This is a genomic window from Mesorhizobium sp. USDA 3734, from assembly GCF_056279665.1.
Map to the genome: position 1 here is coordinate 4,293,048 of NZ_JBWCCW010000001.1, position 22,470 is coordinate 4,315,517.

The window sequence follows — 22,470 nt, forward strand, 5'->3', positions numbered from 1 at the left end:
TGCCGAGAGAGCGAGGAAAAAGTGAACGTTTCGACTGCCGCCCAGGCCATTTTCGACAGTGAAATCATATGGGATGCGCATTCCGGCTTCATGCCGGACCCGGCAGCGGACCTGAACAATCTTCGGATCTGGCATGACGCCGGCATCAACTATCTGTCGATCGATGTCGGCTTCGACCTGTTGCCCTGGGAGCAGACAGTGCGGACGCTCGCAAATTTCCGCCACTGGATCCTTGCCAATCCTCAGCACTACACGCTGGTCTCCTCCGTCGCGGAAATCCGCAAGGCCAAGCTCGAGGGCAAACTGGCGATCACCTTCGACATCGAGGGCATGAACGCGCTCGATGGCCGCATCGAGATGGTGGAGTTCTATCACCATCTGGGCGTGCGCCAGATCCTGTTTGCCTACAACAGGAACAACCTGGCTGGCGGCGGTTGCCACGATGTCGAGACCAGCCTGACGGCGTTCGGCCGCCAGGTCATCGACGAGATGAACCGTCTCGGCATGTTCGTCGACGTCACCCACACCGGCTACCGCACCTCGATGGAGGTGATGGAGTACTCCAACAGGCCGGTCATCTTCTCGCACTCCAACGCCAAGGCCCTGTGCGGCCATGGCCGCAACATCACCGACGAGCAGATAAAGGCCTGCGCGCGCACCGGCGGTATTGTTGCGATCGTCGGGCTCAATCGTTTCCTGGGAGAAGGACGGACGGACTCGGACAGGCTGGCCGACCACATCGAATATCTCGTCGATCTGGTTGGCCCAAATCATGTCGGCATCGGACTGGACTACGCCTTTCCGGTTGACGTCAAAGGCATCGACCGCATCATTTCCGACAATCCGCAATTCTGGCCCAAGACCGAATATCCGGAAGGGGCGACGACCTATTCGGCTCCGGGTCAGATGCGCGAACTGACCGACGTACTTCTGCGCCGCGGTCAGTCCGAGCAGGCCGTGCGCGATGTCTTGGGCGGCAATTTCATGCGCCTGGCGGCTGAAATCTGGAAGTGATCGGCCGCGGAGAGGTGCATCTCCGCTCCAGCTCTTGATCCAAGTACCACCGAATGGCGGGCCAGGCCGCACCGTGTGGGCGATCACATTTCGCCCACCTGCTTGCCCAAGTCGACGCGCCGGCGGGGTCGGAACAGATGTCGAGATTTTCCGCAAGATCGTCCGTATCCAAGATTCGGACGTGCCGGCAAAATTTTCGCTAGACATACGTGTCTATTATTAGCAGTTTTAGCTGACCGACACATTCGGCCCGGCTTGGAGAATGGCCAGCGGCTCGAAAAACAAGACAAAACAGCAGAGGGGTAGAGCATGTCCATTCTAGCCAACACCAGGGTTTCCCGCCGCAGCCTGCTTGCCGGAGCCGGCGCTTTCGGCCTCGCCTCAATGGTCAATCCAAAAATTTCCTGGTCGAGCGACGGTCCGATCCTGAAGGTGCGCTCCTACGCCGACATCCAGACGCTCGACCCTTGCTTCCGACTGGCGGCGCCTGAAGGCGACATCACCAGCGTCATCTTCGCCGGCCTCGTCGTCACCACGCCGGGCGACAGCTGGGGCTGGCGGCCGATGGCGGCGGAAACGATCAAGCAGCTCGATCCGCTGACCGTCGCCTTCCAGCTGCGCGACAATATCGGCTTCACCGATGGCTACGGCCAGATGACGGCCGAAGACGTCAAGTTTTCGATCGAACGCATCGCCGACCCCGCCAACAAGAGCCCCTACTCCGGCGATTGGGCAACGCTCAAGGAAGTCGAAGTAAAGGACAAGCTGTCGGGGCTGATCCACCTGAAGCAGGCCTTCGCGCCGCTGTGGACGTCGACCTTGCCAACGCCGTCCGGCACCATTCTGTCGAAGCGCGCCATCACCGAGCTCGGTGGCAAGATGGGCGTCAAGCCGGTGGCCCAATCGGGGCCCTACATCCTGAAGGAATGGCTGCCCAAGCAGCGCACCGTGCTGGTCCGCAATCCCGACTGGAAGTACGAGCAAGGCGCCTTCGCGGAGATCCACATCCATCCGATCGAGGACGAGAAGACCGCCGAACTCGGCTATGAGGCGGGCGACCTCGACTACACCTGGACCGCGGTGTCCTCCATCTCGCGGCTGAAGCAGACGCCGCCGCCAAAGACGACGGTGGTGGAGAAGCCTTCGCTGGCCTTTGTCTGGCTCGGCATGAACCAGGATGTCGCGCCTTTCAACAATCCCAACATGCGACGTGCGGTGCAGTACGCCGTGGATCGCAAGGCAGTGGTCGACGCCGCCTATTTCGGCGCAGCCGCCACCGCCACCGGCATCATCGCGCCCGGCCTGCCCGGCCATCGCGAGAAGAACCTTTTCGATTTCGATCCGGACCGCGCCCGCGACATGATCGCCAAGGAGGGATTGGCCGGCACGACGATCACGATCGACATCCTCAACAAGACCGAGCGCCTGACCGCAGCGCAGGTCGTGCAGTCGAACCTGCAGGATGTCGGCCTCACTGTGGAGATCAAGCAGAATGACAGCGGCACCTTCTGGACGCTTGGCGCCAAGGAAGGCGACTATTGGAAGAAGCTGCAGATGATCATCAGCCGTTTTTCCATGCAGCCGGACCCGAGCTGGGCGACTGCCTGGTTCACCCGCGACCAGATCGGCGTCTGGAACTGGGAGCGTTTTTCCAGCGAGGAGTTCGACAAGCTCAATGCCGAAGGCATGGTCGAGCTCGACGCGGCAAAACGCGATGTCATCTACAAGAAGCTCCAGGATCTGATGGAGGAAAACGGCAACTACGTTTTCCTGACGCATGAGGTCACCGGCATCATGAATCGAGACACGCTGGTCGCCGGCCTGAAGCCGAACGGCGAACCCGTGTTCACCGATTTCAAACCGGCATGATATCGGCGGGCGGGGCTCGTCCCCGCCAAAGATCGTCCGGCAGGTACCGAAAATGATCCGCTACGCCCTCACGCGTCTGTGGCTTGGCGCCATCATCATCAGCGTCGCCATGATGATGATGTTCGCCATGGTTTACCTCATTCCCGGCGACCCGGCCTCCGTTGCGCTGGGCCCGCGCGCGACGCCGGAGATGATGGAGGCGCTGCGCGTGCGCATGGGCCTCGACCAGCCGGTGTGGCGGCAGTTCCTGCATTTCTACGGATCGGTCCTGCGCGGCGATCTCGGCACCGAGGTCCTGTCGAACCGGCCGGTGCTGGACGTGGTGATGGAACAGCTTCCGTTCACGCTGGCGCTGGTGGTCGGCGGCATCACCTGGTCGGTGGCGCTCGGCATTCCGCTTGGCTGCATCGCGGCGGTGCGGCGCGGCGGCTTTGTCGATCAGGTGATCGGGGTGCTGTCGGTGGCGATGATCGCGGTGCCGTCCTTCGTCGTCGCCATCTATTCGCTGTTGGTGTTTGCGGTCGCCCTGCAATGGCTGCCGGCGATCGGCGCCGGCGAACCGGGCGACCTCGCCAGCCGGCTCCAGCACCTCATCCTGCCGTCGCTGGCGGTCGGCCTTGGCTGGATCGGCTACATCTCGCGCATGGTGCGCGCCTCGATGCTGGAGACGCTGGAAGCCAGCCATATCCGCACCGCGCGCGCCTTCGGCCTGACCGAAAACCGGATCGTCTACATCTACGCGCTGCGCATCGCCGTGCTGCCGACGATCACCCTGCTCGGCGTCGGCATCGGCCACATGCTGTCGTCTTCCGTCTTCGCCGAAATCGTCTTCGCCCGCCCCGGCATCGGCAAGCTGGTCTATGAGGCGATCTCGGTGCGCAACTACCCCATCGTCTCGGGAGCCGTGCTGGTCACCACGGTCTTCTTCGTCCTCGTCAATGTAGCGGCCGACATCCTGGTCGGCCTATTGGATCCCCGTGTCAGATCAAGTTTCAACTGAGCTGTCTTCCGCAAGCAGCCGTCTCGGCATGATATGGCGCACCGTGCGCCGCATCATGCGCGAGCCGCTCGGCGCCGTCGGCCTGACACTGGTGACGGTGGTGGTGCTGTCGGCGGTCTTCGCCAGCCTCCTGACCAGCTATGCGCCGAGCAAGATATCACCGGCCGAACGCTTCGCTTCACCAAGCCTCCTGCATCTGCTCGGCACCGACCATCTCGGCCGTGATCTTCTGACCCGCGTGCTGTATGGTGGGCGCGTCGCGCTTTTGATAGCGCTCGGCGCGACAGCGGTGTCGCTGGTTGTCGGCGTCGTGCTGGGGCTGATCGCCGGTTATGGGCCGCGCTGGCTCGACAATGTGCTGCTGCTGATCTTCGACGCCGTGAAGAGCTTTCCCACCGTCATGCTGGCGCTGACCCTGGTCACCCTGTTCGGTCCCTCGCTCTATGCGGTGGTGCTGGTGGTGATCCTGGTCAATGTGCCGGGTTATGCGCGCATCATCCGAACGCAGACGCTGGTGCTGAAGTCAGCCGAACATGTCATGGCGGCGCGCTCGATGGGCGCCAGCGCCGGCCGCATCCTGCGTGTCCATATCCTGCCCAACATCATCGGCCCGATCCTGATCCTGATATCGATGGACATTCCCGTGGTGGTGGCGATCGAAGCCGGGATGAGCTTCCTCGGGCTTGGTGTGCGGCCACCGACACCAAGCTGGGGCGCAATCCTCAATGACGGCTTCGCCAACATCCGCGATTCCTATTGGATCGTGATTGCCGGCGGCCTGCCGATCGTGCTGACCACGCTCGGCTTCACCTTCTTCGGCGAGACGCTGCGCGACCTCTTCGATCCCCGGCTGAAGGGACGGTCATGACGGTTCTCGAGGTCAAGAATCTGAGCGTCGCCTTCCACACCGAGAGCGGCCGGCTGGAGGCGCTGAAGCAGGTGAGCTTTTCCGTGCCGGCCAACCGCAGCGTCGGTGTGGTCGGCGAATCCGGTTGCGGGAAATCGACGCTCATCAATGCCATTCTCGGCCTGCTCGCCGATAATGGTGAAATCACATCGGGCGAGATCATCTTCGAGGGCGACAAGGACCTGGCCCTGCTCGACCCGACCGCGATGCGCGGCCTGCGTGGGCTCAGGATCGCCACCGTGTTCCAGGATCCGATGGGCGCGCTCAACCCGGTGCTTTCGGTGGGGCGGCAGATGCGCGACATCCAGTATCGCTCGGGTCTGTCGAAGCGGGACAAGGATGCGCGCTCGGTCGCCATGCTGCGCATGGTCCGCATTCCCGATCCGGAAAGCCGGCTGACACAGTTCCCACACGAATTCTCCGGCGGCATGAAGCAGCGCATCGCCATCGCCATGGCGCTGATGATGGAGCCGGCGCTGCTGATTGCCGACGAGCCGACGACGGCGCTCGATGCGACGCTGGAAGTCGCCACCATCGAACTGCTCAAGGATCTGCAGCGCGACATCGGCTGCTCGGTGCTGTTCATCTCGCACCATCTGGGCGTGATCGCGGAACTCTGCGACGAGATGATCGTGATGTATGCCGGCGAGGTGGTGGAGAGCGGCACGACCCGCGAGATCTTCCACGACGCGCGTCATCCCTACACGCAGAAGCTGCTGGCCTGCGATCCCGCCCGGCTGTCGCAGCGTGTGCCCCGCCTGCCGACCATTGCCGGGACCTTGCCGGACCTGCGCCATCGGCCGAGCGGTTGCGTTTTCCAGCCGCGCTGCGATCGCGCCGACGCCCAATGCCTGACCGTGCCTCCCAGTGCTGTCATCGGTGGATCGCATATTGCCCGTTGCTGGCATGCGGATATTCCTCTGGGAGGGATGCACGTATGAGCTCCGACGACCTGCTCCGCGTCAGCGATCTGCGTGTCTCGTTCCGGGTCGGCGGCCTGTCCGCCAGGCTTGCCGGGCAGGCCACTGAAATCGAAGCGGTCTCCGGCGTCAGCTTCACGCTTCAACGAGGCAGCACCTTCGCGCTGGTCGGCGAATCCGGCTCGGGCAAGACGACGCTGGCGCGCACGCTCAACGGTCTTCAGCCCGTAAGGGCAGGCACGATCCAGTTCGAGGGGCAGGAACTGCAAGGCTTGTCCAACGCCGCCCTGAAGCCAGTGCGGCGGCGCATGCCGATGATGTTCCAAGATCCGGTTGGGTCGCTGTCGCCGCGGCTCAGCGTGCGGTCGCTGCTGTCGGAGCCTTTCGTCATTCACGGCCTGTCGGATCGCGATCTGAGCGCCGAAGTCACACGGCTTCTTGCGCTGGTCGGGCTGCCGCGCGATTTCGCCGACCGCTACCCGCACCAGCTTTCCGGTGGCCAGGCGCGCCGCGTCGGCGTGGCGCGGGCGATCGCGCTGGACCCGGTGCTGGTCGTCGCCGACGAGCCGACCGCCGGCCTCGACGTCTCCGTGCAGGGAGAGGTGCTGAACCTGCTCAACGATCTGCGCGACCGCATGGGCCTGTCGATGCTGATCATCACCCACAACCTGCATGTCGTGCGCCAGATCGCCGACCGTATGGCGGTGATGTATCTCGGACGCTTCGTCGAGCAGGGCGAAACCGAGGCGATCTTCCGCGCCCCGCACCATCCCTATACGGCAGCACTTCTGTCCGCCAATCCCGAGCCGGACCCAGATCGGGTTCACCAGCGCATCACGCTGCCGGCTGACGTTCCGTCCTTGCTGGCGCGCCCTTCAGGCTGCGAATTTCACACACGCTGCCCGCAGGCCCAGGGCCGTTGCGCGGTGGATGTCCCCGTCCCGGTCACAGTCGGCAACAGCCGCCTGACCTGCCATTTCCCGCTGAACACATAAGGATCGTCATCGGCACAAGTGTCGGCCGGGGCGTTGAGAGGAGCCACCATGCAAGATATCCGCGTCGTCACCGATTTCCCACGAAAGGTCCGCGAGATCGAGAACCTGTGGATTCCGATGCCTGACGGCGTCAAGCTGGCGGCGCGTGTCTGGCTGCCGGAAGACGCGGAGGCTGATCCGGTGCCGTCGATCCTCGAATACCTGCCCTATCGCAAGCGCGACGGAACGGTGGAACGCGATGCGCTGACGCACCCCTATTTCGCCGGTCACGGCTATGCCGGCGTGCGGGTCGACATGCGCGGCTCGGGCGACAGCGAGGGGCTGTGCAAGGGTGAGTACCTGAAGCAGGAGCAGGATGACTGCGTGGCGGTCATCGAATGGCTGGCCCGGCAATCCTGGTGCTCGGGAAGCGTCGGCATGATCGGCATCAGCTGGGGCGGCTTCAACGGGCTGCAGGTCGCCGCCCGCCGCCCGCCGGCGCTCAAAGCCGTCGTTTCGCTGTGCTCGACCGACGACCGCTATAATGACGACGTGCATTATCTGGGCGGCGCCATGATGTGCGACAATCTGATGTGGGGAACCACCGCCTGGGCGATCGCCATGACGCCGCCCGATCCGCTGATCGTCGGTGATCGCTGGCGCGATCTCTGGGAGCAACGGCTGAACGGCAACGGCATCTGGATGCAGGACTGGTTCGAACACCAGCGCCGCGACGATTTCTACAAGCACGGCTCGATCTGCGAGGATTATTCCGATGTCGAAATCCCGGTCTATGCCGTCGGCGGCTGGGCCGACGGCTATCCCAATCCGATCTTCCGGATGCTGGAGAAGTTGAGCGGCCCTCGCAAGGGGCTGATTGGGCCCTGGGGCCACAAATATCCGCACTTCGCCATGCCAGGGCCGCGCATCGGTTTCCTGCAGGAGTGCCTGCGCTGGTGGGATCAGTATCTCAAGGGCATCGACACCGGCATTGCCGACGAGCCGATGCTGCGCGCCTGGATTCAGGATTCCGCACGGCCGGCGGCGATCTATGACGAGCGGCCCGGCCGCTGGGTGGCGGAACCGTCGTGGCCGGGACCTGGCGTCGGCGAAAAGGTGCTGAACCTTGCGCCACACGTCCTGAGCGAGGCCAGGGGCGAAGACGCGATCCTGGAGATTTCGTCGCCGCAGACGGCCGGCCTGTCTTCCGGCGCCTGGTGCGGTTATGGCGTCATGCCGACCTTGCCGGTCGACCAGCGCACGGAAGAAGGCAATGCCCTGATCTTCGAGACCGCGCCCTTGACCGAAGCGGTCGAGATCCTTGGCTTCCCCGAATTCGAAGTCAGGCTCTCCTCCGACAAGCCCGTCGCACTTCTGTCCGCCACGCTGTCCCAGGTGTTTCCGGAAGGTGCTGCCTCGCGCATCAGCTACGGCATTCTCAACTTGACCCATCGCAACGATGATCTGGACATCGAGCCGATGGTGCCGGGCCAGGCTGAAACCGTCCGCATCAAGCTGCGCTGTTGCGGGCAGCGTTTCGAGGTAGGCCAGCGTATCCGCCTAGCGCTGGCGACATCGCACTGGCCGATTGTCTTCCCTACCGCCGAGCAGGCGACGCTGTCGATCCATTGCGGCGACAGCCGGCTGATCCTGCCGGTGCGCGCGCCACAGAAGCTGGACGACACGCTGGGGGCCTTCCTGGGACCGGAAAGCGCCAGGCCGATGGAGCAGGAGGTTCTGGTCAAGGGCGACGGCTTCCAGCGCTCGGTGTCGACGGACCAGGTCACCGGCGAGACCGTCTATCAGGTGGTCAATGATGGCGGCACGGTGCTACATCCGCATACCGGGATGGTTCTTTCGGCGAGGCATGTTGACCGGTTCACCATCCACCCCGACGATCCGAACTCGGCGGTTGGCACCTGCACCTGGGAAAAATCCTATGGCCGTGGCGACTGGCAGGCGCGGCTTTCGGTGAAGGCGACGGTAAGGGCACTGCGAACAGTCTGGCGGATCGAGACCCACATCACCGCCCATGATGGCGATGAACTGATCGTCGACCGCAGCGAGCTCAAGGAGTACCCGCGCGATCTCAACTGAGAGGCGGCTGCGGGCTGGCGATCAAAGCCCGCGATGGCAAACAAATCATTCTTGCGGGCAATATCACTCTTGAAGGCGCGGCACTGCATTCCTAACTGTCTGGTGCGGGCCGGGCCCCTCTGACTGTCGCTTTTGGCGACTGTGATGTCGGACCGCTTTAACGGGCCCGTTTCCATCCTTTCGGTCAAGCGGGCTTATTCCTTTCGGTTCGGAGCCCACATGACATCTTCCCTCCTTGGTATGGTTTGCCCCTCCTGCCGCGTCGCTCTCGTGATGAGCGAACGCCAAGGTATCGAGATCGATTATTGTCCCCAGTGCCGCGGCGTCTGGCTTGATCGAGGCGAACTCGACAAGATCATCGAGCGTTCCGGAAGGGAGGCTTCGCCCGCACCGCAGCCGCAGCCGGCAGTGTTCTCCCAGCCGCAACCTGGCCATGGCCGCGATGACGATTATTCCCGCTCGCAGGGTCACCGCTATCCAAAGCGGAAGAAATCATTCTTCGAAGAGTTGTTCGATTGACCGCATGACGCCCGGCACCCGTGCCGGCGTTTGCTGAAAATTCCCGAAAACCACATCGATAAAGGTCATCCCCGATGATGTCTCGCACAAGTCGATTCGCAGCCCTCTTTGCAGGACTGTTCCTCGCGTTCTCCATGGTCGCGATGGATCATGCCGAGGCCCGTCGCGGCGGCAGTTTCGGCAGTCGCGGAACGCGTACGTTCCAGTCGGCGCCGCCGACCAGAACCGCGCCAGCGCCGACCGCTCCGGTCGAGCGTTCGATGACGCCCAACACCGGCGTGAACAACGCTGCCCGGCAGCCGCAGGCCGGCCTGCAGAGGCCCGGCTTCATGAGCGGCTTCGGTGGAACAATGATGCGCGGCCTGCTGCTCGGCGGCCTGATCGGCCTGCTCGTGGGCCAAGGCTTCGGCGGTCTGGCCGGCATGTTCGGTTTCCTGCTTCAGGCGCTGCTCATCGGTGGCGCAATCATGCTGGCTATCAGGTTCTTTCGCTCGCAATCGGCGCGTGGTCCTGCCCCGGCGCTCGCCGGTGCCGGCAATGCCCAGGCTTCGCGATTTGAGAACCGCGCGACGGCACAGCAGCAGACTGCGCGCCCTTTCACGATTCCCGGTTTCGGCGGCGGTTCGGGCGGAGGCTCTCCGGCCGCCGCCTCTGAGGAGATCACGCTGGCCCAGACCGACCTCGACGCATTCCAGCAGCTGTTGACCGATGTCCAGGAAGCATTCGGGCGCGAAGACCATGCCGCTCTGCGCCGGGCGGTGACACCCGAAATGGTGTCCTATCTGTCCGAGGAACTGGCCGACAACGCCCAGAAAGGTCTCAGGAACGAGGTAACGGACATCACTTTGCTGCAGGCCGACGTCGCGGAAAGCTGGCGCGAGGATGACCGCGACTACGCCACGGCCGCGTTGCGCTACGAGTCTCGTGACGTGACGCGCGAACGGGCCAGCGGCAAGGTCGTCGCGGGCGACGAGGACCATCCGACAGAGACGACCGAGCTGTGGACATTCGTGCGTGAGAATGGATCGAACTGGAAGCTCTCTGCAATACAACAGGCTTGAGGCCCGGCCGGTTTTGTCCGAGGCTTCGATGCGGAGTTGCGATCGTTCAGCGCACGATCCTGACGCACATTGGCGTGCCGATCTCGATGGCGCGCCCGGTGTCGGTCAGCATGCCGCTGTCGGCGTCGCGGGCGAAGATCGAGATGCGGTCGGCATTCTGGTTGGCCGAGAACAGATGGCCGCCTGACGGCGTCAGCGCCAGATTGCGCGGCGTCGCACCGCCGCAAGGGACATAGCCGACGAGGCTCAGCGCGCCGGTCTGCTGGTCGACGGCCATGATGACGACGCTGTCATGGCCACGGTTGGAGCCGTAGACAAAACGGCCATCCGGCGCGATCTGGATATCGGCGCAATGATTGCTGTCGCGCGCCTCGGCCGGCACCGCTGGCTTGGCGTCGATGATCGAGAGCTTGCCGCTGGCTTCGTCTAGCGCCATCGAGACGATGGTCGAATCCAACTCGTTCATGACGAAGACGAAGCGTCCGTTAGGATGCAGTGCGAGATGACGGGGACCGGCGCCGGGTGGCAAGGCGGATTCGGCTGATTTGGCCAGATTGCCGTCGCGCTCGATGCGGTAGGACACCAGCCGATCGATTCCGAGGTCGGCGACGATAGCCATGCCGCCGGTAATGGTTTCGGTGACGCTGTGCGCATGCGAGCGTTCCTGACGCGCTGCATTCGGGCCGGAGCCGGAATGCGATACGCTGGCGAGCGGCGCCGACAGCGCTGCGTTGTTGTCGAAGCCATAGACAGCCACCGCGCGATCCGGACCGCCCTCGCCCATGCCGTAATTGGCAACCAGCAACTTCGTCCCGTCACGGGTAATGGTGTTGTGGGCGGTGATGCTGCCCAGCGACGGCTGCTTGTTCAGATAAATGAGCGCACCCGAGGCACGATCGAAGCTGTAGGCGGAGACGGTGCCCTCGCGCCAGGTGAAGACTTCCGAATTGGCATAGACATGCGAGCCGTCCGGCGTCACCGACAGGAATGTCGGATTGTCGACGTCATTGGTCTCGGCCAGTTTTCGTGTTTCCAACGTCGCCTCGTCAAAGCTGTAGACGCCGAGACCGACACCCCGCGCGCCCTGAAAATAGGGCGCCTCGCGGTTCAGGCTGCCGACAAAGACCAGACAGGCGTTGTGCATGATTTCCTCCCCTGCCCGCCTGCGCTTCGGCGCGCGGGAGCAGTCAAAATTTCGCCTGTTCACGCTTGCAACGCAACCCCATATGTGAAAATACTATTTACAAAAGAAGATTGACGGGAGGGAACGTTTTGCATTTCGACGCCTTGATGCGTTTTCCGACGGCTGCGGCGTGCCCCCTTCAGGACTGGCGGAGCCGGCCATGAACGATTTCGCGCCTACCGTCGGCGTTGCCTCGACGCATCCAAAAAACATGCCCGAGGACCATGCCGCGCTGCCGGTGTGGAACGCCGAGAACTGGTTCTACGAGGATTGGCCGGTCGGCCAGAAAATCCGCTCATTGCGCCGCACGATGGCGGAAGGCGACAGCCACCTTTTCAACACGCTGGTGCTCGACATCCACCCCTATGTGCAGGACCAGATGTTTGCCGAGAGCGAAGGGATTTTCGGCAAGCGGCTGATTGCCGGCGCCTTCGTCTTTTCGGCTGGCCTGGGGCTGGTCGCCACCAACTGCGTCAACGCCTTTTCCTACGGCTACGACAAGCTGCGTTTCATAAAGCCTGTCTTCATTGGCGACACGATCTATTCGATCCGCTCCAACCTCGACAAGAAGCCCCGCTACAAGGAAATGGGGCTGATCCGCGCCAGCTACGAGGTGTTCAAGGGTGAAGGCGAGCTCGTTCTCTATTGCGAGCATCTGCAGACGGTGAAGTACCGCAACCCGGCCGACTTCGTCGGCAAGACGGAGAAATAGCATGCCGGCAGCAGCCGAATTGCCGCTCGCCGGTCTCGTCGTCGTCGACATGAGCCAGTTCCTGTCCGGGCCCTATTGCTCGCTCAGGCTGCTCGATCTCGGCGCCCGCGTCATCAAGGTCGAGCGTCCGGATGGCGGCGACCTGTCGCGCCGGCTCTATCTCAGCGACACCGAGATCGGCGGCGATTCCACCATCTTCCATGCCATCAACCGGGCCAAGGAAAGTCTCGCGATCGACCTCAAGAACGAGGCGGATCTTGCGGTGCTGCGCGGCCTTCTGGCCAAGGCCGACGTGCTGATCCAGAATTTCCGGCCGGGCGTCATCGAACGGCTCGGCCTGGACTACGATGCCGTCCGCAAGATCAACCCGAGGCTCGTCTATGCCTCGATCAGCGGCTATGGCGAGGACGGTCCTTGGGTCAAGCGGCCGGGCCAGGATCTGCTGGCGCAGGCGCGCTCCGGCGTGATGTGGCTGAACGGCGACGAAGACCAGGGGCCGGTGCCGTTCGGCCTCGCCATCGGCGACATGCTGGCGGGTGCGGCCTGCGCGCAGGGCATCCTCGCGGCGCTGGTGCGGCGCGGCATCACCGGCCAGGGAAGCCATATCGAAACCAGCTTGCTGGAGGCGCTGGTCGATTTCCAGTTCGAGGTGCTGACGACGCATCTCAATGACGGCCGCCGCCTGCCCCGGCGCTCCAAATTCCGCAGTGCGCATGCCTATCTGTCGGCGCCTTACGGCGTCTACCCGGCCAAGGACGGCTATCTCGCCATCGCCATGACGCCGATCCCCAAGCTGGCCGATCTGCTGTCGCTCAGCGAACTCGCACCCTATCGCGATAAGCCTGCGTCATGGTTCACCGCGCGCGACGACATCAAGGCGATCATCGCACAAAGGATCGCCACCAAAACCATCGACGAATGGCTTGATATCCTCGAGCCCGCCGACATCTGGTGCGCCAAGGTGCTGACCTGGCCGGAAATGCTGGCAAGCGAAGGCTTCCAGTCGCTCGACATGCTGCAGACGGTGACGCGCGAGGACGACGTCTCGATCCTCACCACCAGTTCGCCGCTTCGGGTCGATGGGATCAGAGCCAAGGTCGATCGGGCGGCACCGCGCATCGGCGAGCACAGTGCGGCAATCCGCGAGGAGTTCGGCCTGTGAGCGTGCCCACACTCAAGGGCATGACCTGGAGCCATCCGCGTGGCTATGATCCGATGGTCGCGTGCTCGGCGCTGTGGCAGCAGAAGACCGGCATTGCCGTCGAATGGGACAAGCGCTCGCTGCAGGATTTCGAATCCTTCCCGGTCGAGGAACTGGCGCGCGCCTATGATCTCATCGTCATGGACCATCCGCATGTCGGCCAGATCACGGCGGAGGGTTGTCTCGAGCCTCTCGACGTCAACGGCCGCGGGACAGAGCTCGCCGCGCTCGCCTCAGGCAGCGTCGGCCAATCCTATCCGAGCTACAACTGGCAAGGTCGGCAGTGGGCGTTCCCGATCGATGCGGCCAGCCAAGTCCAGGCATGGCGGCCGGACGCGCTCGAGGCGCCGCCTGCGCGTTGGAGCGAGGTGCTCGATCTCGCCCGACAAGGCCGCGTGCTGTTGCCGTTGCGGCCGCCCCATGTGCTGATGGTGTTCTACACGCTGGCCGGCAATCTCGGACATCCCTGCGCAACCGATCCGTCCCAAGACCTCATTGATCTTGGACCCGGTAATAAAGTGTTTGAGACGATGCGCGAGATCGCCGCGCTGGTCGAACCTGCGTGTTTCGAGATGGATCCGATTGCCGTCTCGGAGCGCATGGCAGAGGCCGACTCCAGGATCGTCTGCGCGCCACTGATCTATGGCTATGTCTCCTATGCGGCGGCTGGTTTTCGTCTGAACCGGCTGGCTTTTGCGGACATTCCGGTCATCGGCTCCGGCGGTCCAGCCGGTTCGGCGCTCGGCGGCACCGGCATAGCCGTATCAGCCTTTTCCGGGGCCAGAGATGCCGCGATCGACTTCGCCTATTGGGTGGCCAGCGGCGATGTCCAGCGCGGGCCCTATGCCACAGCCGGCGGCCAGCCCGGCCATGCCGCAGCCTGGGAGGACCAGACCGTCAATGCGGCGACCGGCAATTTCTACCGGGACACACGCGCAACGCTGGAAGGGGCATGGGTGCGGCCACGCCATGACGGCTACATGGCGTTCCAGCAGGCGGCGTCCGACCGTATCCTTTCCGGCATGACCTCCCGGCACAAAGCCGCCGAGGTCGTTGCCGATCTCAATCGCCTGTTCCGGGACAGTTCTCCCGCACAGGTGTCCGGCGCTGCCGGTGGAGGAGCCTGAACGAAACCGAACGGAGGAGATCAAGATGACAAGAATGATAAGCGGCCTTATGGCCGCAACCGCGTTTGTATCCATCGCAACCGTTGCCCATGCCCAGGATGTGCAAGGCGTCATCGGCGGACTGCCGACCGAACTCAAGGCGCAGTATGACGGCGCGCCGCAGAAGGTGTTGCCTTCGGCCTGGGACAATTTCACCGCGCCACCGAAGCCGTGGAAATGGTGCCACTCTGAATCCTACCAGGGCAACCCGTGGCGGGTCACGGTGACCAAGGAGCTGAAGCGCCTTGTCGACGGGCTGATCGCAGACGGAACGGTGTCCAGCTTCGAGGTGTCGGATTCCAACAACGACGCCAGCCAGCAGATCAACCAGATCCGCGCCTTCATCGACAAGAAATGCTCGATCATCACCTCTATCCCTGGCTCGGCGACGGCGCTTGACGATGCGATCGACGCAGCCGCCAAGGCCGGCATTCCGTTCATCACCGCGGCCGGTTCGGTGACCAGCCCGAACGCCATCAATGTCGATTCCAACTATGCGCGCTGGGGCTATGACATGATGACGGCGATAGGCAAGGCGCAGCCGGACGGCGCCAGCATCCTTCTCGTCGAAGGCATTGCCGGCCACCCGATCGTGGTCCAGGAACGGCAAGGCGCGGACAAGGCGCTGGCCGAAAATCCGAAGCTGAAGATCTCGCGCAACGTCAACGGCAACTGGACGGCCAATGTCACCAAGACGGTGGTGCTGCAGGCGATCGCCACCAACCCGGCGCCGATCGATGCGGTGTGGACGACAGGCAGCGAAAGCCGTGTCGTCGCCGAAGCCTTCGCGGAAGCTGGCCGGCCGGCGCCATTGATCACCGGTTCGATCACGGGTGACGCATTGGGCTACTGGAAGGCCAACCCCGACAAGTACCGCTTCGAGGGCCATGCCGTTCTGCCGCACTGGACCGCCGAGACGCTGTTTCGTGTCGGCGAGCGCATGCTCGACGGCCAGAAGCCGAAGCTGAACACGCTGCTGATCCCGATCCCGCCGGTGCACAGCACCGATCTCGGCGCATGGTACAAGGACTGCATGACGACGGATGCCGTCTCGATCTTCCCGATCCCGCCGAAAGATCCGATGCCGGAGGAATGGCTCGATGCCTATTTCTCGAACCCGGCGCCGACCAAGGGCTGGGATTATTCGAAGGTGCCAGACGCCTGCGCAAAGTGACGCCTGCGCGACCTACTCTCTCAGCAAGCCGGTTCCCTTCGCGGAGCCGGCTCGCCAGCATCGAAACACGACATGCTTGAAATCAAGAACATATCCAAACGCTATGGCGAGACGGTCGCGCTTGCGGACGCCTCGATCGCGTTCCGGGCGGGAACCATCCATACCATTCTGGGCGAGAACGGTTCGGGCAAGAGCACCATGGTCAAGCTGTTGTCCGGCATCGTCCAGCCGGACAGCGGCGCGATCCTGCTGCAAGGCAAGCCGTTTTCAGGCGCCAGCCCGTCGGCGTTCCAGGCGCAAGGTTTCGCCACGGTTTTCCAGGAGGTGCTGATCGCGCCGGACCGCAGCGTGACGGACAACATCCTGCTCGGCCTCGACGGACTGGTCCAGCGCGTCGTTCCCCGCAATGAGCGCAGTGACAGGGCCGCCGCCGCACTGAAACGCTTCGCCGTCACCGAAGTGTCTCTCGACATGCCAGCCGGCCTGTTGCCGCTCGCAGCACAACAGCTTGTCGTTCTCGCGCGTGCGACCGTGCGCAACCCAAAGATCCTGATCCTCGATGAGGTCACCGCCGCGCTCGACTTCGCCGATCGCGAATCCGTGTTTTCCCTGATGCGCGCGCTGGCCGGCGAAGGTTGCCTCATCCTGTTCATCACCCATCGCATGGACGAGGTGATGTCGCTTTCGGATCGCATCTCGATCCTGCGTGGCGGTAGCGTTGTGCGCACCGAGGAGCGTGGCGCCTCGACGCCGGCTGAATTGCTGAAGGCCATGGCGCCACGCACCGCAGCGGAACTGGCACATGGCTGACCGCGCTGCCCTCACCGTTCGCGATCTCGTCATCGCGCCCGGCGCCAGCCCGATCACGCAGGCGATCGCTCCAGGCGAGATCGTCGGCCTTGCCGGCCTCGATGGTCATGGCCAGGAGCTGTTCCTCAAGATGCTCGCCGGCCTGGCGTCGCCGTATGGGGGCTCGATCGTGCTGGACTTGGCCGGTGAGCCCCGCAAAATCACCGGCTTGCGCAAGGCCGTCTCCAGCGGCATCGCCTACCTGCCGCGCGACCGGCGTGCGAACGGCATTTTTCCGACGCAGTCGGTGCTCGACAATTTCGCCGTCTCGACACTGTCGCGCGATACGCGGCTTGGGCTGATCAGCCCGGCGGCGCGCAAGGCGCGCTACGACATCTACCGCGAAAGATTGTCGATCGTAGCACCCCGACCCGATGCGCCGATCACCACCCTGTCGGGCGGCAACCAGCAGAAGGTGCTGCTGGCACGCGCGCTGGCCCTCGAGCCTGCGATCCTGCTCCTCAACGACCCGACGCGCGGCGTCGACGTGGCGACGCGGCATGTTCTTTACGATGTCTTTCGCGGGCTGGCGGCCGAGGGTATGGGGCTCGTCATTCTGTCCAGCGAGATCGAGGAGATTCTGCTTCTGTGCCAGCGCGTGCTGGTGTTTCGCGAAAATGAAGTCGCGGCTGAAATCACGGGCGAGGCGTTGACCACCGGCAGCGTGATCACTGCCATGTTCGGACGTGCGGCATGAGCCCTGTCGCGCGTCTCCTGTCTCTCGGGCGAAATGTCGGCTTCGCGGTCGTGCTTCTGGTCGTGCTGCTTGCGGTCAATCTCGCCCTCAGCCCAGGACGGTTCCAGCCGGGCTCGTGGGGCGCGCTGGTCGGACTGGCCGCACCCTTGATCGGTGCGGCCATCGCTTCGACGCCGGTGATCCTCGCCGGTCGCGGTGGCATCGACATTTCGGTCGGACCGCTGATGGGCTTCGTCAACGCTTTTGCCATCCAGGTGCTGTTCCTCGGCGCCGGCATCTCATCGCCCCTGGTGCTGGTACCGGCAGCATTGCTGGTCGGCGCACTGGTCGGCGCCGTGAACGGGTTTCTGGCGACTGTCGTGCGCATCCAGCCGATCGTCGCCACGCTCGGCACCTATCTGATCCTCACCGGTGTGACGCTGACGATCCTGCCGGCACCAATTGGCCCGGCGCCGGCCTGGCTCAAGGCACTGTCCGGTCCGCTGTCGATGCTGCCGCTGGCATTGATGTTCATTGCCTGGTGGTTGGTGCGGCGTACGCCATACTACGACCAGCTGATGGCGGTCGGCAGCGACGACCGGGCCGCCTACACCGCCGGCGTCGATGTCACGCGCGTGCGCTTCATCGCCTATGTCATGACCGGCCTTTTCAGCGGATGTGCCGGGCTGATGCTGACCGCGCTGATCGGCTCCGCCGACCCCAACATCGGGCCGACCTACACGCTGATTGCGATTGCCGCCGTCGCGCTCGGCGGTGTCAGCCTGGCCGGCGGCCGTGGCGGCGTCGCCGGCGCCGCCATTGGCGCCGTCGACATCTTCCTGCTGCAGAGCGTGCTGACGACGTTCAACGTCTCGACCTTCGTGCTGCAGATCGCCTATGGCGCCATACTGGTGCTGGCGGTGATGCTGACCGCGCTTCAGGAACGTCTTGCCATGAGAGGTCGCTGACATGGTTTTGCGCCAAAACCTCTTCGCGACAACCAACGCTCGCGTCGTCGGCGCCTTCTGCGTCGCCGCCCTTCTGCATCTCGCCGGCACGGTCCTCATTCCCGGCTATTCGGCGCCGTTTGCGATACGCGCCATGCTGGTGCTCGCCTCGCTGCTCGCCGTCGCCTCGATCGGCCAGACGCTGGTCGTCATCATGGGCGGCATCGACCTGTCGATCCCCTTCGTCATCGGCTTTTCCAATGTCGTGGCGGCACAGCTCTACGGCGATGGCTGGAATTTTGTCCTGGTCTGCGGCCTCGTCGGGGTGCTGGCGATCATCATCGGGGGGCTGAACGGGCTGATCTCGCGCAGCCTCGACATTCAGCCGCTGATCGTCACGCTCGGCATCGGCATGGTGGTGCAAGGGCTGGTGCTGTTGTGGACGGCAGGCTTCCCGTCGGGCTCCGCGCCGCAAGCGGTCTCCAGCTTCGTTTCGATCGGCGGATCGGCCGGACCGCTGCCGGTTCCGTGGCTGGTGCCGAGCCTGGTCGTGCTTGCCGCCCTCGTCGTCCTGGTGCTGGAGCGAACGCCCTATGGCCGCCGGCTCTATGCGCTCGGCAGCAATCCGGGTGCCGCACCGCTGGCGCTGATCGACCCGGTTCGCATGTGGGTGATCACCTATGCGGCAAGCGCCTTCTTCGCCGCCGTGGCAGGTGTGCTGCTGCTCGGCTTCACCGGTTCGGCCTATGGCGATGTCGGCCAGCCCTATCTGTTCCAGACCATCGCGGCGGTCGTAGTAGGAGGCGCAGCACTTGTCGGCGGACGCGGCAGCTATCTCGGCACGATCGCCGGCGTGCTGGTGCTGACCGAAATCAACACGCTGCTGATCGGCCTCGGCTTCCAGCCGTCCGCGGTGCAGGCCGCGCTCGGCTTCATCATCGTGCTGCTGGTCTCGCTCTACGGCCGCGAGCGGCACGTCTCGACGACGATCTGACGCGACGGTCAGACCCGCTTAGTCGAGTCGCCACAGCTTGCGCGCATTCGCGGATAGCAGCCCGTCGCGTTCCGCAATGCTGCAACCGGCAAGCAGCGCATGGGTCGCCGCCACCCAAGTCGACAGGCCGCCGCCAAGCGTGCAGACCGGCCAGTCGCTGCCCCAGATGACACGGTCCCATCCGAACGCACCGATTGTGTGTTCGACATAGGGCCGCAGCGTCTCGGCCGTCCAGCTGCCGGGATCGGCATAGGCGACGACACCGGAAATCTTGGCCACCACATTCGGCCGCCGCGCGATCTCGCTCATGTGTTCGCGCCACGGATGTTCGCTGTTGCCCTTGATGTCGGGCACACCGCAATGGTCGAGGACGAACGTCACGTCAGGCGCCAGGTCGGCCAGCGCGATCGCCTTGGGGATCTGGGGCGGCAGCACGACGAGATCGAAGGTTAGGCCGGTGCCGCCAAGCCGCTTGATGTTGCCCCGAAACAGCGCGCCTTCCGAGAGCTCGTCGGGCACGACATGGAGGACGCGGCGGAAGCCTTTGACGAATGGGTTTGCTCGCTGCGTTTCGAGATAGGCGGGAAAATCCGCTTCTTCAGGGCGGCAGGACGCGATCACTCCGGCCAGCATGCTGCCGGGCTGCCGTGACAGCCCTTGGATGCGAGCGGTCTCGGCCTCGATGTCGGCCGGATCGACATCGACCTCCATGTGCAGCACGCGCTCGACGCCGACACGCTGCGCCTCCACGGCGTAGTCCTCATAGGAGAAATCGCGGTTGAGCGCCGGCACGCCGGCGAGCCAGGGGTAGCGCAGGGCCGAGCGATCGATGAGATGCAGATGGGTGTCGATGATCATGGCTGGCTCCTCCTCCGGGCTTTTTCAAATCATCTCACGGAGGAATTCTTCATTCAAATAAGAATTTATGCCGATGAGCCGACTGCGGAGCCGGCGAGGTGCGACAGCTTTTCAGCCGTGACCAGCAGCAGTTCGATCGTCCTTGTGATGTCGGGCGCCGAAGGTGCGTTGACGACGGTGATGTAGGGTATCGACAGCGCGGCGATCGCCTTGCCATCGGAACTGCGCACCGGGGCGGAGAGGTTGAAGACGCCGGCGGTCTGCATCGAGGCCATCATCTCGTAACCGCGGTCGCGGATCTGGTCGAGACGGGTGAAGAACTCGGCCGATTGCGCCGTCTTGTCGGTGCTGCGGACGTGTTCCGATATCATCATCTGCCGCTCTTCCGGGGAGCGAAAGGCGAGCAGCACATGCCCCGAACCCGTGTCGAACAGGCTGATATGCGAGCCTACCCGGATCGAAATGCCCCAGTAGTTCGGCGCCTCCTGCTGACCGATGACGACGGCGGAACCGCGATCAAAAACAACGAGTTGGTTCGCCTGCTGCGAGGTCTCGGCAAGCTCGCGCATCAGCGGCGTCGCGTAGGAAACCAGCCGCCGCACCGGAGCATGCAATTGCGCCAGGCCAAACAGCTTGAGCGTCAGCGAATAGCGGTCGCCGTCGAGCCTGGTGACGTAGCCGCGCCGCACCAGCCGGTCGAGCATGCGGTAGAATTCGTTGGGGCTGCGGTCGAGTTTCTTGGCGATTTCGGCCTGCGTCAGGCCGCCGTCAACGCCGGCCAGCAGTTCGAGGATATCGAGCCCCTTGTCGAGCGCCGGCGCGCGATAGCGCTCGTCTTCGCTGTCGTCCATGGCCCATCCCTCCAGTGAATTTCACCCTTCATATACGCAGGAACAAGCCTGGCGGAAACAAATTTCGCCTTGACGTACCCATGAATGTTTTGTTTGTATATGAATGTAGCACTTCTTGTCATCAGACGAGTTGCGGTCGCCGCTGAGGCGCACCAAGGGAGGATACCAATGAACAGACTGCTTTCCGGCGTGTCCGCCGGCGTATTGATGCTTGCGTCAGGTGCAGGCGCTGCCCTTGCCGGCGACCTGCCCGGCAAGTTCGAAGGCGTGACCGTCGACGTGAAGCTGATCGGCGGCCAGCAATATGAAAAACTCTACGAGCGCATTCCCGAATGGGAGAAGGCGACCGGCGCCAAGGTCAACATCCTGACCAAGAAGAACGGCTTCGACATCGACAAGGAGCTCAAGTCCGACATTGCCTCGGGCAGCACCAACTGGTGCGTCGGCTGGAACCATTCGTCCTTCGCGCCGCAATATACGGGCCTCTACACCGACCTGAGCAAATTGCTGCCCAAGGCGGAGATCGACGCCTTCGTGCCGTCGACCATCAAGTCGGCGACCATCGACGGCAAGCTGGAGATGCTGCCGCGCGCGCAGTTCGACGTTTCGGCGCTCTACTACCAGAAGAGCCTCTACGAGAACGCCGACAACAAGACCAAGTTCAAGGCGAAATACGGCTATGATCTGGTGCCGCCAGACACCTGGAAGGAAGTCACCGACCAGGCCGAGTTCTTCGCCAACCCGCCCAATTTCTACGGCACGCAGTTCGCAGGCAAGGAAGAGGCGATCAACGGCCGCTTCTACGAGATGGTCGTCGCCGAGGGCGGCGAGTATCTCGACAAGGACGGCAAGCCGGTCTTCAACTCCGAGGCCGGCATCCGGGCGCTCGACTGGTTCGTCAACCTCTACAAGGCCAAGGCCGTGCCGGCCGGCACCACCAACTATTTGTGGGACGATCTCGGCCAGGGCTTTGCTTCCGGCACCGTCGCCATCAACCTCGACTGGCCGGGCTGGGCAGGCTTCTTCAACGACCCGAAGTCGTCCAAGGTCGCCGGCAATGTCGGCGTGAAAGTCGCACCCAAGGGCTCGTCTGGCAAGCGCACCGGCTGGTCCGGCTTCCATGGCTTCTCGGTGACCGAGAACTGCCCGAACAAGGAGGCCGCGGCTTCCCTGGTGTGGTGGCTGACCAACGAGGACAGCCAGAAGCTCGAGGCCGCCGCAGGTCCATTGCCGACCCGCACCGCGGTCTGGGACTGGGACCTGAAGCAGGCCGAAAACGATCCCTACAAGAAGGAGGTTCTTACCGCCTTCCAGGAAGAGGCCAAGCACGCCTTTGCCGTGCCGCAGACGCCTGAATGGATCGAGATCTCGAACGCCGTCTATCCCGAGTTGCAGGCGGCGATCCTCGGCGACAAGACCTCGAAGCAGGCACTGGATGAAGCCGCCGCCAAGGCGACGCAAATCCTCCAGGACGCCGGCAAGCTTTAGTAACGGCTCC

21 protein-coding genes are annotated in these 22,470 nt (G+C 63.7%); 18 read left to right on the plus strand and 3 right to left on the minus strand.

Translation table 11 applies throughout. The features are described 5' to 3' along the window. Nucleotides 1-21 precede the first annotated feature (21 nt). From ACZ89F_RS21000 to ACZ89F_RS21040, 9 genes are all read left to right on the plus strand, one after another. Complete coding sequence (locus tag ACZ89F_RS21000; protein WP_476093906.1) at nucleotides 22-1,014, plus strand: dipeptidase; 993 nt, start codon at nucleotides 22-24, stop codon at nucleotides 1,012-1,014. A 309-nt stretch (nucleotides 1,015-1,323) separates the two neighbouring features. After that, on the plus strand, nucleotides 1,324-2,883 hold the full coding sequence (locus ACZ89F_RS21005; RefSeq protein ID WP_476093907.1) for an ABC transporter substrate-binding protein: 1,560 nt from the start codon (nucleotides 1,324-1,326) through the stop codon (nucleotides 2,881-2,883). A gap of 52 nt (nucleotides 2,884-2,935) precedes the next feature. After that, nucleotides 2,936-3,883 carry an ABC transporter permease gene (locus tag ACZ89F_RS21010; protein ID WP_476093908.1) on the plus strand — a complete coding sequence of 316 codons (948 nt, stop codon included), beginning with the start codon at nucleotides 2,936-2,938 and terminating at the stop codon, nucleotides 3,881-3,883. Between the two features lie 28 nt (nucleotides 3,884-3,911). Next, nucleotides 3,912-4,751, plus strand: a complete 840-nt coding sequence (locus ACZ89F_RS21015; RefSeq protein ID WP_476093909.1) for an ABC transporter permease — start codon at nucleotides 3,912-3,914, stop codon at nucleotides 4,749-4,751. Continuing rightward, a complete protein-coding gene (locus ACZ89F_RS21020; protein ID WP_476093910.1) occupies nucleotides 4,748-5,731 on the plus strand; it encodes an ABC transporter ATP-binding protein in 984 nt (327 codons plus the stop codon). The genes ACZ89F_RS21015 and ACZ89F_RS21020 overlap by 4 nt, the downstream gene beginning before the upstream one ends. Next, nucleotides 5,728-6,705: an ABC transporter ATP-binding protein gene (locus tag ACZ89F_RS21025; RefSeq protein WP_476093911.1), complete on the plus strand. Its 978-nt coding sequence runs from the start codon at nucleotides 5,728-5,730 to the stop codon at nucleotides 6,703-6,705. Before ACZ89F_RS21020 ends, ACZ89F_RS21025 begins: the two co-directional genes overlap by 4 nt. Before the next feature lie 48 nt (nucleotides 6,706-6,753). Then, entirely contained in the window at nucleotides 6,754-8,781 is a 2,028-nt protein-coding gene (locus ACZ89F_RS21030) for a CocE/NonD family hydrolase (RefSeq protein WP_476093912.1), read from the plus strand. Between the two features lie 219 nt (nucleotides 8,782-9,000). Then, nucleotides 9,001-9,300 carry a TFIIB-type zinc ribbon-containing protein gene (locus ACZ89F_RS21035; RefSeq protein ID WP_476097325.1) on the plus strand — a complete coding sequence of 100 codons (300 nt, stop codon included), beginning with the start codon at nucleotides 9,001-9,003 and terminating at the stop codon, nucleotides 9,298-9,300. A 74-nt stretch (nucleotides 9,301-9,374) separates the two neighbouring features. Next, a complete protein-coding gene (locus ACZ89F_RS21040) occupies nucleotides 9,375-10,361 on the plus strand; it encodes a Tim44 domain-containing protein (protein WP_476093913.1) in 987 nt (328 codons plus the stop codon). A gap of 46 nt (nucleotides 10,362-10,407) precedes the next feature. Here the strand turns inward: ACZ89F_RS21040 and ACZ89F_RS21045 are convergent, their stop codons facing one another. Beyond that, on the minus strand, nucleotides 10,408-11,505 hold the full coding sequence (locus ACZ89F_RS21045; RefSeq protein ID WP_476093914.1) for a lactonase family protein: 1,098 nt from the start codon (nucleotides 11,503-11,505) through the stop codon (nucleotides 10,408-10,410). A 199-nt stretch (nucleotides 11,506-11,704) separates the two neighbouring features. Between ACZ89F_RS21045 and ACZ89F_RS21050 the strand changes: the two genes are divergently transcribed. From ACZ89F_RS21050 to ACZ89F_RS21085, 8 genes are all read left to right on the plus strand, one after another. Beyond that, entirely contained in the window at nucleotides 11,705-12,256 is a 552-nt protein-coding gene (locus ACZ89F_RS21050) for a MaoC family dehydratase (protein WP_115143819.1), read from the plus strand. Nucleotide 12,257: 1 nt separating this feature from the next. Then, nucleotides 12,258-13,418 (plus strand): CaiB/BaiF CoA transferase family protein, encoded by a 1,161-nt coding sequence (locus ACZ89F_RS21055; protein ID WP_476093915.1) that lies wholly within the window; start codon nucleotides 12,258-12,260, stop codon nucleotides 13,416-13,418. Then, nucleotides 13,415-14,584, plus strand: a complete 1,170-nt coding sequence (locus tag ACZ89F_RS21060) for an extracellular solute-binding protein (RefSeq protein WP_476093916.1) — start codon at nucleotides 13,415-13,417, stop codon at nucleotides 14,582-14,584. The genes ACZ89F_RS21055 and ACZ89F_RS21060 overlap by 4 nt, the downstream gene beginning before the upstream one ends. Before the next feature lie 25 nt (nucleotides 14,585-14,609). Next, the gene (locus ACZ89F_RS21065) at nucleotides 14,610-15,797 is read left to right on the plus strand and encodes an ABC transporter substrate-binding protein (protein ID WP_476093917.1); all 1,188 of its coding nucleotides are present in this window, start codon (nucleotides 14,610-14,612) and stop codon (nucleotides 15,795-15,797) included. 72 nt (nucleotides 15,798-15,869) lie between these two features. Then, entirely contained in the window at nucleotides 15,870-16,607 is a 738-nt protein-coding gene (locus ACZ89F_RS21070; protein ID WP_476093918.1) for an ATP-binding cassette domain-containing protein, read from the plus strand. Beyond that, entirely contained in the window at nucleotides 16,600-17,343 is a 744-nt protein-coding gene (locus ACZ89F_RS21075) for an ATP-binding cassette domain-containing protein (RefSeq protein ID WP_476093919.1), read from the plus strand. Before ACZ89F_RS21070 ends, ACZ89F_RS21075 begins: the two co-directional genes overlap by 8 nt. After that, on the plus strand, nucleotides 17,340-18,290 hold the full coding sequence (locus ACZ89F_RS21080) for an ABC transporter permease (RefSeq protein WP_476093920.1): 951 nt from the start codon (nucleotides 17,340-17,342) through the stop codon (nucleotides 18,288-18,290). The genes ACZ89F_RS21075 and ACZ89F_RS21080 overlap by 4 nt, the downstream gene beginning before the upstream one ends. Nucleotide 18,291: 1 nt before the next feature. Beyond that, a complete protein-coding gene (locus tag ACZ89F_RS21085; protein ID WP_476093921.1) occupies nucleotides 18,292-19,263 on the plus strand; it encodes an ABC transporter permease in 972 nt (323 codons plus the stop codon). Nucleotides 19,264-19,281: 18 nt separating this feature from the next. Here the strand turns inward: ACZ89F_RS21085 and ACZ89F_RS21090 are convergent, their stop codons facing one another. Together ACZ89F_RS21090 and ACZ89F_RS21095 are read right to left on the minus strand one after the other, a co-directional pair. Then, the gene (locus ACZ89F_RS21090) at nucleotides 19,282-20,121 is read right to left on the minus strand and encodes an amidohydrolase family protein (RefSeq protein WP_476093922.1); all 840 of its coding nucleotides are present in this window, start codon (nucleotides 20,119-20,121) and stop codon (nucleotides 19,282-19,284) included. 65 nt (nucleotides 20,122-20,186) lie between these two features. Next, nucleotides 20,187-20,972, minus strand: a complete 786-nt coding sequence (locus ACZ89F_RS21095; RefSeq protein WP_109661711.1) for an IclR family transcriptional regulator — start codon at nucleotides 20,970-20,972, stop codon at nucleotides 20,187-20,189. A 168-nt stretch (nucleotides 20,973-21,140) separates the two neighbouring features. Between ACZ89F_RS21095 and ACZ89F_RS21100 the strand changes: the two genes are divergently transcribed. Continuing rightward, the gene (locus ACZ89F_RS21100) at nucleotides 21,141-22,460 is read left to right on the plus strand and encodes an ABC transporter substrate-binding protein (protein ID WP_183444804.1); all 1,320 of its coding nucleotides are present in this window, start codon (nucleotides 21,141-21,143) and stop codon (nucleotides 22,458-22,460) included. Nucleotides 22,461-22,470: the final 10 nt, after the last annotated feature.

Coding starts and splice junctions, on each gene's coding strand:
- ACZ89F_RS21005 (WP_476093907.1), top strand. CDS start 1,324: ATGTCCATTCTAGCCAACACCAGGGTTTCCCGCCGCAGCCTGCTTGCC.
- ACZ89F_RS21010 (WP_476093908.1), top strand. CDS start 2,936: ATGATCCGCTACGCCCTCACGCGTCTGTGGCTTGGCGCCATCATCATC.
- ACZ89F_RS21015 (WP_476093909.1), top strand. CDS start 3,912: ATGATATGGCGCACCGTGCGCCGCATCATGCGCGAGCCGCTCGGCGCC.
- ACZ89F_RS21020 (WP_476093910.1), top strand. CDS start 4,748: ATGACGGTTCTCGAGGTCAAGAATCTGAGCGTCGCCTTCCACACCGAG.
- ACZ89F_RS21025 (WP_476093911.1), top strand. CDS start 5,728: ATGAGCTCCGACGACCTGCTCCGCGTCAGCGATCTGCGTGTCTCGTTC.
- ACZ89F_RS21030 (WP_476093912.1), top strand. CDS start 6,754: ATGCAAGATATCCGCGTCGTCACCGATTTCCCACGAAAGGTCCGCGAG.
- ACZ89F_RS21035 (WP_476097325.1), top strand. CDS start 9,001: ATGACATCTTCCCTCCTTGGTATGGTTTGCCCCTCCTGCCGCGTCGCT.
- ACZ89F_RS21040 (WP_476093913.1), top strand. CDS start 9,375: ATGATGTCTCGCACAAGTCGATTCGCAGCCCTCTTTGCAGGACTGTTC.
- ACZ89F_RS21045 (WP_476093914.1), bottom strand. CDS start 11,505: ATGCACAACGCCTGTCTGGTCTTTGTCGGCAGCCTGAACCGCGAGGCG.
- ACZ89F_RS21050 (WP_115143819.1), top strand. CDS start 11,705: ATGAACGATTTCGCGCCTACCGTCGGCGTTGCCTCGACGCATCCAAAA.
- ACZ89F_RS21055 (WP_476093915.1), top strand. CDS start 12,258: ATGCCGGCAGCAGCCGAATTGCCGCTCGCCGGTCTCGTCGTCGTCGAC.
- ACZ89F_RS21065 (WP_476093917.1), top strand. CDS start 14,610: ATGACAAGAATGATAAGCGGCCTTATGGCCGCAACCGCGTTTGTATCC.
- ACZ89F_RS21070 (WP_476093918.1), top strand. CDS start 15,870: ATGCTTGAAATCAAGAACATATCCAAACGCTATGGCGAGACGGTCGCG.
- ACZ89F_RS21075 (WP_476093919.1), top strand. CDS start 16,600: ATGGCTGACCGCGCTGCCCTCACCGTTCGCGATCTCGTCATCGCGCCC.
- ACZ89F_RS21080 (WP_476093920.1), top strand. CDS start 17,340: ATGAGCCCTGTCGCGCGTCTCCTGTCTCTCGGGCGAAATGTCGGCTTC.
- ACZ89F_RS21085 (WP_476093921.1), top strand. CDS start 18,292: ATGGTTTTGCGCCAAAACCTCTTCGCGACAACCAACGCTCGCGTCGTC.
- ACZ89F_RS21090 (WP_476093922.1), bottom strand. CDS start 20,121: ATGATCATCGACACCCATCTGCATCTCATCGATCGCTCGGCCCTGCGC.
- ACZ89F_RS21095 (WP_109661711.1), bottom strand. CDS start 20,972: ATGGACGACAGCGAAGACGAGCGCTATCGCGCGCCGGCGCTCGACAAG.
- ACZ89F_RS21100 (WP_183444804.1), top strand. CDS start 21,141: ATGAACAGACTGCTTTCCGGCGTGTCCGCCGGCGTATTGATGCTTGCG.